The organism is Streptomyces sp. NPDC058955, assembly GCF_042741435.1.
Lineage (GTDB): Bacteria > Actinomycetota > Actinomycetes > Streptomycetales > Streptomycetaceae > Streptomyces.
The window spans coordinates 1-9,380 of the sequence record NZ_JBHYKM010000135.1 but is presented as its reverse complement, the minus strand read 5'-3'; the positions used below and the strand labels follow the sequence as shown (position 1 = coordinate 9,380).

General features: G+C 75.2%; 7 protein-coding genes and 1 pseudogene. 1 reads left to right on the top strand and 7 read right to left on the bottom strand.

The features are described 5' to 3' along the window. Positions 1 to 141: 141 nt before the first annotated feature. From ACFW1I_RS33435 to ACFW1I_RS33420, 4 genes are all read right to left on the bottom strand, one after another. A complete protein-coding gene (locus ACFW1I_RS33435; RefSeq protein WP_384677026.1) occupies positions 142 to 2,712 on the bottom strand; it encodes a polynucleotide kinase-phosphatase in 2,571 nt (856 codons plus the stop codon). Then, on the bottom strand, positions 2,709 to 4,190 hold the full coding sequence (locus ACFW1I_RS33430) for a 3' terminal RNA ribose 2'-O-methyltransferase Hen1 (protein ID WP_384677024.1): 1,482 nt from the start codon (positions 4,188 to 4,190) through the stop codon (positions 2,709 to 2,711). The genes ACFW1I_RS33435 and ACFW1I_RS33430 overlap by 4 nt, the downstream gene beginning before the upstream one ends. Before the next feature lie 179 nt (positions 4,191 to 4,369). After that, positions 4,370 to 5,371 carry a homocysteine S-methyltransferase gene (gene mmuM / locus ACFW1I_RS33425; RefSeq protein ID WP_384677022.1) on the bottom strand — a complete coding sequence of 334 codons (1,002 nt, stop codon included), beginning with the start codon at positions 5,369 to 5,371 and terminating at the stop codon, positions 4,370 to 4,372. Positions 5,372 to 5,375: 4 nt separating this feature from the next. Continuing rightward, positions 5,376 to 6,299, bottom strand: a complete 924-nt coding sequence (locus ACFW1I_RS33420; RefSeq protein WP_384677020.1) for an LLM class F420-dependent oxidoreductase — start codon at positions 6,297 to 6,299, stop codon at positions 5,376 to 5,378. A gap of 251 nt (positions 6,300 to 6,550) precedes the next feature. On the opposite strand from ACFW1I_RS33420, the gene ACFW1I_RS33415 reads away from it, so the two are divergent. Beyond that, a complete protein-coding gene (locus tag ACFW1I_RS33415; RefSeq protein ID WP_384677018.1) occupies positions 6,551 to 6,823 on the top strand; it encodes a hypothetical protein in 273 nt (90 codons plus the stop codon). 216 nt (positions 6,824 to 7,039) lie between these two features. Here ACFW1I_RS33415 and ACFW1I_RS33410 read toward each other — a convergent pair. From ACFW1I_RS33410 to ACFW1I_RS33400, 3 genes and pseudogenes are all read right to left on the bottom strand, one after another. Next, positions 7,040 to 7,522 (bottom strand): annotated as a pseudogene (locus tag ACFW1I_RS33410) (DUF6099 family protein); the annotation flags it as partial. 126 nt (positions 7,523 to 7,648) lie between these two features. Beyond that, positions 7,649 to 8,035, bottom strand: a complete 387-nt coding sequence (locus ACFW1I_RS33405; RefSeq protein ID WP_384677016.1) for a nucleotide pyrophosphohydrolase — start codon at positions 8,033 to 8,035, stop codon at positions 7,649 to 7,651. Further along, positions 8,032 to 9,135, bottom strand: coding sequence for an ATP-binding protein (locus tag ACFW1I_RS33400; RefSeq protein ID WP_384677014.1), 1,104 nt, complete (start codon positions 9,133 to 9,135; stop codon positions 8,032 to 8,034). The genes ACFW1I_RS33405 and ACFW1I_RS33400 overlap by 4 nt, the downstream gene beginning before the upstream one ends. Positions 9,136 to 9,380: the final 245 nt, after the last annotated feature.

Here is a 9,380-nt window from a genome sequence, read left to right as displayed (position 1 = left end):
GCGCCCTCGCGGGGCGGCGCGGGTGGGTGGGGGAGAATAGAGCAACCCCCTGGCCACCATCCGTCGGTTGGGGGGGGCGGGGGGGGGGGACGGCCCCCGCCCGAATTCCCCGCCGGCCCCCTCCTCCGGGGGCCCTCCCCGCTACAGGCGCGGGTCCACCGGCTCCGACTCCAGCGCCAACACCGCGAAAACCGCCTCGTGCACCCGCCACAGCGGCTCCCCGGCCGCCATCCGCTCCAGCGCCTCCAGACCCAGCGCGTACTCGCGCAGGGCGAGCGAGCGCTTGTGCCCGAGGAACCGCTCCCGCAGCCGCGCCAGATTCTCCGGACGGGTGTACTCGGGGCCGTACACGATCCGCAGGTACTCCCGGCCGCGCACCTTCACGCCCGGCTGGAGCGGGCGGCCCGAACCGTCCTTCACCAGCGCGGCGAGCGGCTTCACGACCATGCCCTCGCCGCCGGCGCCGGTCAGCTCCAGCCACCAGTCGGTGCCCGCGCGGACGGACGCCTCGTCGCCGGTGTCGACGACGATCCGCCGCGTCACCTGCAGCAGCCCCGTCGGATCGTGCTCCACGAGCCGGTCCAGCCACCCCAGCTGGGTGTCGTGCGGCACGTCCGCGAGCATCCGGCCGCGCCCCGCGAGCAGCTGGAACGGCGCGAACCGCACCCCGTCGAGACCCTCCGTCGGCCAGCAGTAGCGCCGGTACGCCTCCCTGAACGCGCCCGCGTCCGCGGCCCGTTCACGCTGCGCGGCCAGCAGCCCGCCCAGGCCCTCGACCCCGCGCGCGACCGCCGCCTCCAACGCCCGTACGGCATCGGGGAATACGGCCCCCGAGGCCGCGCCGACCGCCGCGTACTGGTGCCGCAGCAGTCCGCCCGACTTCAGCGACCACGGCATCAACTCGCCGTCGAGCAGCAGCCAGTCGGTGTCCAGCTCCTCCCACAGCCCGGCCGCGCCGATCGCCGTCCGCAGCCGCGCCAGGACCTGCTCGGTGGCGTCCGCGTCGTCGAAGAACGGCCGGCCGGTGCGGGTGTGCAGCGCACCCGTCGGCCCGTCCACGCCGAACCGCTCCCGGGCCGCGTCCGCGTCCCGGCAGACCAGCGCCACCGCCCGCGAGCCCATGTGCTTCTCCTCGCACACGACCCGCTCGACGCCGTCCGCCCGGTACTGGGCGAACGCCTCCGCCGGATGCTCCAGATAGCCCTCCGCCCTCGCGGTCGGCGTCGGCGCCATCGTCGGCGGCAGATACGCGAGCAGCCGAGGATCGACCGCGAACCGGCTCATGACCTCCAGGGCCGCCGCCGCGTTCTCCTCCCGCACCGCCACATTGCCCAGGTGCCGGGTCTCCACCGTGCGCCGCCCGTGGACGTCGGCCAGGTCGAGCGGCCGGCCCTGGTGCCCGCCCGGCGCCTCCGACGCCAGCGGACGGGCCGGCTCGTACCAGACCCGCTCGGCCGGCACGTCGACGAGCTCGCGCTCCGGCCAGCGCAGCGCGGTCATCCGCCCGCCGAACACGGCACCCGTGTCCAGGCAGATGGTGTTGTTGATCCAGGACGTCGTCGGCACCGGCGTGTGCCCGTACACGACCGTCGCCCGGCCCCGGTACTCCTCCGCCCACGGATAGCGCACCGGCAGCCCGAACTCGTCGGTCTCACCGGTGGTGTCGCCGTACAACGCGTGCGACCGCACCCGGCCCGACGTCCGGCCGTGGTACTTCTCCGGCAGACCGGCGTGACACACCACCAGCCTGCCCTCGTCCAGCACGTAGTGGCTCACCAGGCCGTCGATGAACGCCCGGACCTCATCGCGGAATTCGGCGGGCTCGCGCTCCAGCTGCTCGATCGTCTCGGCGAGGCCGTGGGTCTGCTGGACCTTCCGGCCCTTCAGCCAACGCCCCAGCTTGTTCTCGTGGTTGCCCGGCACGCACAGCGCGTTCCCCGCCGCCACCATGCCCATCACCCGGCGCAGCACGCCCGGCGAATCGGGCCCCCGGTCGACCAGGTCGCCGACGAAGACCGCCGTACGCCCCTCCGGGTGCACGCCGTCCACATAGCCGAGCCGGCCGAGCAGCGTCTCCAGCTCGCTCCGGCAGCCGTGGATGTCACCGATGATGTCGAACGGGCCCGTCAGGTGCCGCAGATCGTTGAACCGGCGCTCCAGCCGGACCTCCGCCGCCTCCACCTCGTCGACCGACCGCAGGACGTGGACCTTGCGGAAGCCCTCCCGCTCCAGCCCCTTCAACCCCCGGTGCAGCTCGCGCCGGTGACGGGGGATCACATGGTCGGGCATGCCCGCCCGGTCGGCCCGCAGAGCGTTCCGCGCCCGGCAGACCGACTCCGGCAGGTCGAGCACGATCGCGATCGGCAGCACGTCGTGCGCCCGCGCCAGCTCCACCAGCTGACGGCGCGCCTCGCGCTGCACGTTGGTGGCGTCGACGACGGTCAGCCGGCCGGCCGCGAGCCGCTTGCCGACGATGTAGTGGAGCACGTCGAAGGCGTCCCGCGACGCCGACTGGTCGTTCTCGTCGTCCGCGACGAGCCCCCGGCAGAAGTCCGAGGACACCACCTCGGTCGGCTTGAAGTGCCGCCGCGCGAAAGAGGACTTGCCGGAACCGGTCGCGCCGACGAGCACCACGAGGGACAGGTCGGTGACGGGCAGCACCCGGCGGTCCGCGGTGTCCGCCGCGGCGGTGGTGGTCGTGTCGGCACTCATGCCCGATCCTCCTTCTTCTTCTCGTCGTCCTCGGTCGCGGCGCGGGTGAACACCGCCAGCTGCGTGGGCGCCCCGACCTCGGGGTCGTCCGCCCCGACGGGCGCGAACTCCACGCCGTACCCGTACCGTCCGGCCACGCCCTCGGCCCACTCCCGGAACTCCGCCCGGGTCCACTCGAACCGGTGGTCGCCGTGCCGGACGTGCCCGGCGGGCAGCGACTCCCAGCGCACGTTGTACTCGACGTTCGGCGTCGTCACGACGACCGTACGGGGCCGGGCCGAGCCGAACACCGCGTACTCCAGCGCCGGCAGCCTCGGCAGGTCCAGATGCTCGATGACCTCGCTCAGCACCGCGGCGTCGTACCCGACAAGCCGCTTGTCCGTGTACGTGAGCGAGCCCTGCACCAGCTTCACCCGGGCGGCCTGCCGCTCCCCCATCCGCTCCAGCCGCAGCCGGCGCGCGGCCACGGTCAGCGCCCGGACGGACACGTCCACCCCGACGACCTCGGTGAACCGCACGTCCTTCAGCAGCTCCTGCACCAACTGGCCCTGTCCGCACCCCAGATCGAGGACCCGGGCGGCACCGGCGGAGCGCAGGGCGGCCAGGATCGCGGCCCGCCGGTGCTCGGCGAGCGGCACCGGCCGCTGCTCCGTGTCGCTCGTCTCGTCCACGGCGTTGTCGACGTCCTCGACGTCGAGCCCGTCGGCCTCGGCCAGCCGCACCAGTTCGAGCCGCTCCGACGCCTCGCGGGCGAGGCTCCGGCGGCGCGACAGATAGCGGGTGGTGATCAGCTCGCGCCGGGGGTGGGCCGCCAGCCAGCCGTCACCGGCCCGCAGCAGCTTGTCCACCTCGTCGGGCGCCACCCAGTAGTGCTTGGCGTCGTCGAGGACGGGCAGCAGCACGTACAGCTGGTTCAGCGCGTCCGCCAGCCGCAGCTTCTCGCTCTCCAGCACCAGCCGCACGTACCGCGAGTCGCCCCACTCGGGGAACTCCGCGTCCAGCGCGACCGGTTCGGCGTCCACCGTCGTCCAGCCCAGCGGCCCGAACAGCTCCCGGACCAGCTCGGCGCCGCCCCGCGCGGGGAGCACCGGCACCTCGATCCGCAACGGCAGCGGCTCGGCCGCCCGCTCGGGCAGCGCCTTGCACACCCCGTGCAGCGCCGTCTTGAAGACCTGCGCCAGCGCGACCGCGAGCAGCGACGACGCGGCGTACGGCCGGTCGTTCACGTACTGCGCGAGCGCCGCGTCCGGGGCCCCGCCCCGGCCCTTGCCCTTGCCGCGGCGCACCAGCGCCACGGGGTCCACCTCCAGGAGCAGAGCCGCGGTGCAATGCTCCGCGGTGGCCTCGGGGTAGAGCACGTGCGCGGTGCCGTGCGAGGTCGAGAACGCCTGCGCCCGCTCGGGATGCTTGTGCAGCAGGAATCCGAGATCGGTCGCGGGACGCTCCGGGGTGCCGGTGGTACTGATCGTCAGGAACACACGCCCGAGTATGAGCGCGCCACCCCCACTCCGACCATTGGTTTTCCTCCCCCGCGGGCCCGGCGGGGGAGGCCGCACCCGGGGGCGTACGGAGGCGGCGGGCCGATCGGGAGGAGACCGGCCGGAGGCAAGCTGGCGGTCGGCCGGAGGCAGGCCGGGGCCCGCTCGGCGACGGCGGATCAGTCGTGGGGGTGGTCCGCCCCCGGGGGTCGTCCGGCCAGGGCGGCGATGGTGTCCGGGCCGACGCGGCAGCAGCCGCCCACGAGCCGGGCGCCGGCATCCGCCCACGCGGCGGCGAGGCGTGGGGCGGCGGCCGGACCGTAGGCCGGCGCGCCGCGCCAGCCGCGGGCCCCGGCGTCCCAGCCCTCCCCGCTGTTCGGGTAGACGACGGCCGGCCGGCCGGTGGCGGCCACGGCCGCCGCGACGGCGTCGGCGGCCTCCGCCGGTTCGCAGCAGTTCACCCCGACGGCGACGACCTGCTCGTTCCCCGCCGCGACCGCGAACGCCTCCGCGAGCCCCTGCCCGGCCCGGGTCCGCCCGCCGGCCACCGTGTACGACAGCCAGACCGGCACCCCGCACCCCTCGACCGCCCGCAGCAGCGCCTCCGCCTCGTCGGCGTCCGGCACCGTCTCCAGCGCCAGCACGTCCGGCCCCGCCGCCGCGAGCGTCTCCACCCGCGGCCGGTGGAACGCCACCAGCTCCCGCACCGACAGTCCGTACCGCCCCCGGTACTCGCTGCCGTCGGCGAGCATGGCGCCGTAGGGGCCTACGGAGGCGGCCACCCACACCTTCCGCCGCGTCCCGCTCCCCGGGGGCCCCTCCCCCTCCCCCACCCCTCCTTCCCCCGTCCCCTCTTCCCCCTCCCCCGCGTGCCCCGCGGCCGCGCGGGCCAGGGCGACGCTGCGGGTTAGCAGCGCGGCGGCTTCGGCGCGGGCGAGGCCGCGGCGGGCGAAGCCTTCGTAGGTCGCCTGGTAGCTGCCGGTGATCAGCACCTGGGCGCCGGCCCGGACGTAGGCGGTGTGGGCCGCCTCGATCTGTTCGGGCGCGTCGGCCAGCAGTCGCGCCGACCAGAGCGCGTCCGACAGGTCGCAGCCCTGGGCCTCCAGCTGGTTGGAGAGCCCGCCGTCGAGGACGAGCACGCCGTCGGCGAGCGCCTGGGCGAACGTCCGGGCCGTTGTCATCGGCTCAGCCCAGCTGCGGTGCGACCTGGGCGGAGATCAGCTCCAGGTGGTCCAGGTCGTCCAGGTCCAGGACCTGGAGGTAGACCCGGGAGGAGCCGACCGCCGCGTAGCGGCCGAGCTTGTCGGCGACCTCGGCGGGCGAGCCCGCGAGGCCGTTGGCCTTCAGTTCCGCCACGTCCCGGCCGATGGCGGCGGCGCGCCGCGCCACCTCGGCGTCGTCCTTGCCGACACAGACGACCAGCGCGTTGGAGTACACGAGGTCGTCGGCGTCCCGGCCGGCTTCCTCGGCGGCGGCCCGGACCCGGGCGAACTGCCGCTCGGTGTCCTCCAGCGATGAGAACGGCATGTTGAACTCGTCCGCGTACCGCGCCGCCAGCCAGGGCGTGCGGCTCGGGCCGTGACCGCCGACGAGGACCGGGATCTTCCGCTGGGCGGGCTTGGGCAGGGCCGGCGAGTCGACGAGTCGGTAGTGCTTCCCCTCGTAGGAGAAGTTCTTGCCGGTCTCGGTCTCCCACAGGCCGGTGACGATCGCCAGCTGCTCCTCCAGCCGGCCGAACTTCTCCTTCGGGAACGGGATGCCGTACGCGGTGTGCTCCTCCTCGAACCAGCCCGCGCCCAGGCCGAACTCGATCCGCCCGCCGGACATCTGGTCGACCTGGGCGACCTGGATGGCGAGGACGCCCGGCAGCCGGAAGGTGGCGGCGGTCATCAGGGTGCCGAGGCGGATCCGGCTGGTCTCCCGGGCGAGCCCCGCGAGGGTGATCCAGGCGTCGGTCGGCCCGGGCAGGCCGTCGCCGGAGCCCATCCGCAGGTAGTGGTCGGAGCGGAAGAAGGCGTCGAAGCCGAGGTCCTCGGTGGCGCGGGCCACCCGGAGGAGGGTGTCGTAGTCGGCGCCCTGCTGGGGTTCTGTGAAGATGCGAAGATCCATACCTCCATCCTGCACCGTCGGGTGCGTGTCAAGCCGTGCGTCAGCGCGGGAGGCCGCCCGGCCCGGTCGGGTGAATATCCGTCCCCCCTGGCGGGACGCGTCGCCGCTGGCCAGTGACCGTCACCGGGCGTCGTCGTTGGCTCGGGCGGAGCCGGACCGCCCGGCCCGCGTGCCGGCGGCAGCAGCCGGTGCGTCGTTCTTCTCCCGTGATCCCGTCCGCACCGGCCGGGGCCCGGGTCGAGGAGGCCGCGATGTCCCAGGAAGCCGCGTCGGAGCAGGCCCTGCCCGAACAGCAGATGCCGCAGTCCGTGCCCGGGCAGCAGGCTCCCGGAGCCCCGAAGGGGCTGCTCCAGCAGATGGAGGAGCTGATGGCGGCGCTCTCCGCCGACCTCTCCCAGCTGGACGCCGACCTCCAGTCCTCCGTGGACCGCCACGAGCCGGAGCCGTCCTCCGACGGTCCATCCGCCGGCGGAGGTGAGGACCGGTACGACGGCCGTCACGACGGCGACGCCGGAATGCGCTGAGTCTCCCCTCTCCCTCTTTGCTCTCTCCCTCCCTCGGCCTCCGTCCTTCGCTCCGTCTCTCCCTCCGCCCCGGGCCCTGGACCGTCACCGGTCCCGGGCCCGGTCGCGTTCCCGCTCCCGGTCCCGTTCCTGACCCGGGTCCCGCGCGGGCTCGGGGTCCGGGCGGGAGGTCGGGCCGGGCGCCGGGGACGGGCCCGGGGTCCGGACGCCGGGGTGCGGGATGCCCGGCAGGGGGCCGGCTCGGCCCCGGGGCGGGTCGGGAGGGCGGGCCCGGGTCTGTTCGCGCACGTCGAGACGGCGGAGCATGCCCCGGACCCGGTCGCCGGCCTCGTCGGCGGCGTCGATGGCCTCCATGCACTGCCAGTACAGCCCCTCGTCGTCGGTGACCGAGGCCACCCCGACGAGGGCGATGCCGACCTCCCCGAGAAGCTCCCCCAGCGCGGTCAGCGCCGAGCGCGGGTCGCCGACCTCGCTGAGCCGGGCGGCGCGGGGGCCGGCCGAGCCCCACGCCGGGTACTCCCCTGCCTCGCTCAGCCCCCGTGCCTCGCCGCGCAGCTCCAACGGTCCGCACAGCGCGAGGTGACTTCCTATCGCCTGGGCGAGAGCCCGGGCCTGCCAGGCTTCCGCCACGATGTCGTGTGCCGTCCTGCTCTCGGCCAGTGCGTGCAGGCCGGCTTGGACGAGCCGCTCCGCTTCCATCAACTCCGCCCCCGTTCGTGCGACTTGCCTTCCCTTCCATCCACTACCCAGAGTGAGGCCGCCCGAGCCTTCGCACCAGAGGAATTCGGAAATCTGTGGACAGGCAGCTCGATGGAGGTAAAGCGATCACTCCGAAGAGTGACGATCGCCGCCAGTGTTGCCCGACTCGTCCGTTCCGTCCCGTCTGCGGGCCGGGAAGCGGAGCTCGTTCCGGTCGATCTTGGCGGCGAGGGCGGCCAGCGGGTCGATCCCCAACACCTGGCAGAACTGCAGGAGATAGGCGAGGACGTCGGCGACCTCGTCGGCGACCCGGTGGGCCGCGTCCGGGTCCTCCATCACCCGCTCCGCCTGCTCGGGGGTCGACCACTGGAAGATCTCCAGGAGTTCGGCGGCCTCGACGCTGAGCGCCGCCGCCAGGTTCTTGGGCGTGTGGTAGGGCTGCCAGTCGCGCGCCGCCGCGAAGTCGGCGAGGCGGCGCTGGAGCCCGGCCACGTCGTGTTCGGTGTCCGTCACGGGGTCAGGTCTACCACTGTCACCCCGGGGGTCCGCCGGGCTTCCGCCGCGGCGGCCTCGCCGACGGCGCCGGTGAGCCGGAGGTGGCCGTCGGCGGCGATGGTCGCGGCCAGTCCGAGGAGCGCGGCGGTCTGGCGGGCGTCGAGCCCCCGGTCGAGGTCGTCGGCGAGGAGGGTGAGGCACTGCATGGCGTCCGGCACCTCGGCGATCCGGTCCATGGCGAGGACGCCCGGGCCGGTGAGGAGCGTCAACGCCAGGGCGAGGTAGCGGAGTTCGCCGTCGCCGAGACGTCCGAGCGGGGTGGCGGGGCCGGCTCCCCTGGCGAGGAGGGCCTGGACCGCGCCGTCGGGGAGTTCCTGGACGGCGACGGCGGTGACGGGGGCCGCGCAGCCCGCGCCGGCGACGGCCGCGAGGCGCTGGTGGCGGCGCGGGCAGGCGTTGTGGGTGCGGTGCAGGACCTCGGCGAGGTTGCCGCAGTGGCGCAGGAGGCGTCCCTCGCCGGGGAGGACGGGGGCCCGCATCCTGGCCGGTTCGGGGGTGCAGGGGAAGAGGGAGCGGAGGCCGACCACGGTCTGTTCGGCGGCGGCGAGCACCTCGCGCTGGCCCGCGGTGGCGCCGGCGACGCGCAGCGGGAGGAGGGCGGTGCCGAGGAGGTCGTCGGGGAGCGGGGCGCGGGTGACGGGGGTGGCGCCGGCGGTGAGCCAGGCGGCCTGGACGGTGGCGCGGCCGGGGTCCCTGAGGGCGGTGGTGAGGAGGGTGCGGCCGTGGCGGGTGAGGCGTTCGCCGGCGATGCGGAGTTCGGGTTCGGCCTGGACGGCGAGGTCGAGGCGGACGGGGCCGACGGGGCCGTCGACGGTGCAGCCGATGCGGAAGCCGCGGCGGCCCTGGGTGTCGGGCCGGGCGCCCTCGGGGACGAGGGCGGCGGGGTCCGGGAACACCTCGGCGAGCGGGTCGCCGGCGCCGAGCCGGGCGAGCGCCTCGTACGCGCCGAGCACGGTGGACTTGCCGCTGCCGCTGGGTCCGGCGAAGAGGGTGACGGGCCCGAGGGGGTGGATCGCGCGCCGCCGTCCGCCGTAGGCGGAGAGCCGCAGTTCGGTCACGACGGGCCGCGCGACGGCCGGCCGCCCGGCCCCGGCTCCGACTCCTTCTCCGGCCCCCGCTCCAGCTCGCGCTCGGGCTCCTGGCGCGTCGCGCCTCCCGGGCACGGCCCCGTGCTCGGCCCCGTGCTCGGCCCCGTGCTCGGCCGGGGTGTCGCGGTCGGGGCGCGCGGCGGTAACCGGCCAGGCGCGCGGGGGGCGGGGGCCGGTGGCCCCCCCCGCCGCGCTCCCCCTACGGCCGCCCGGGC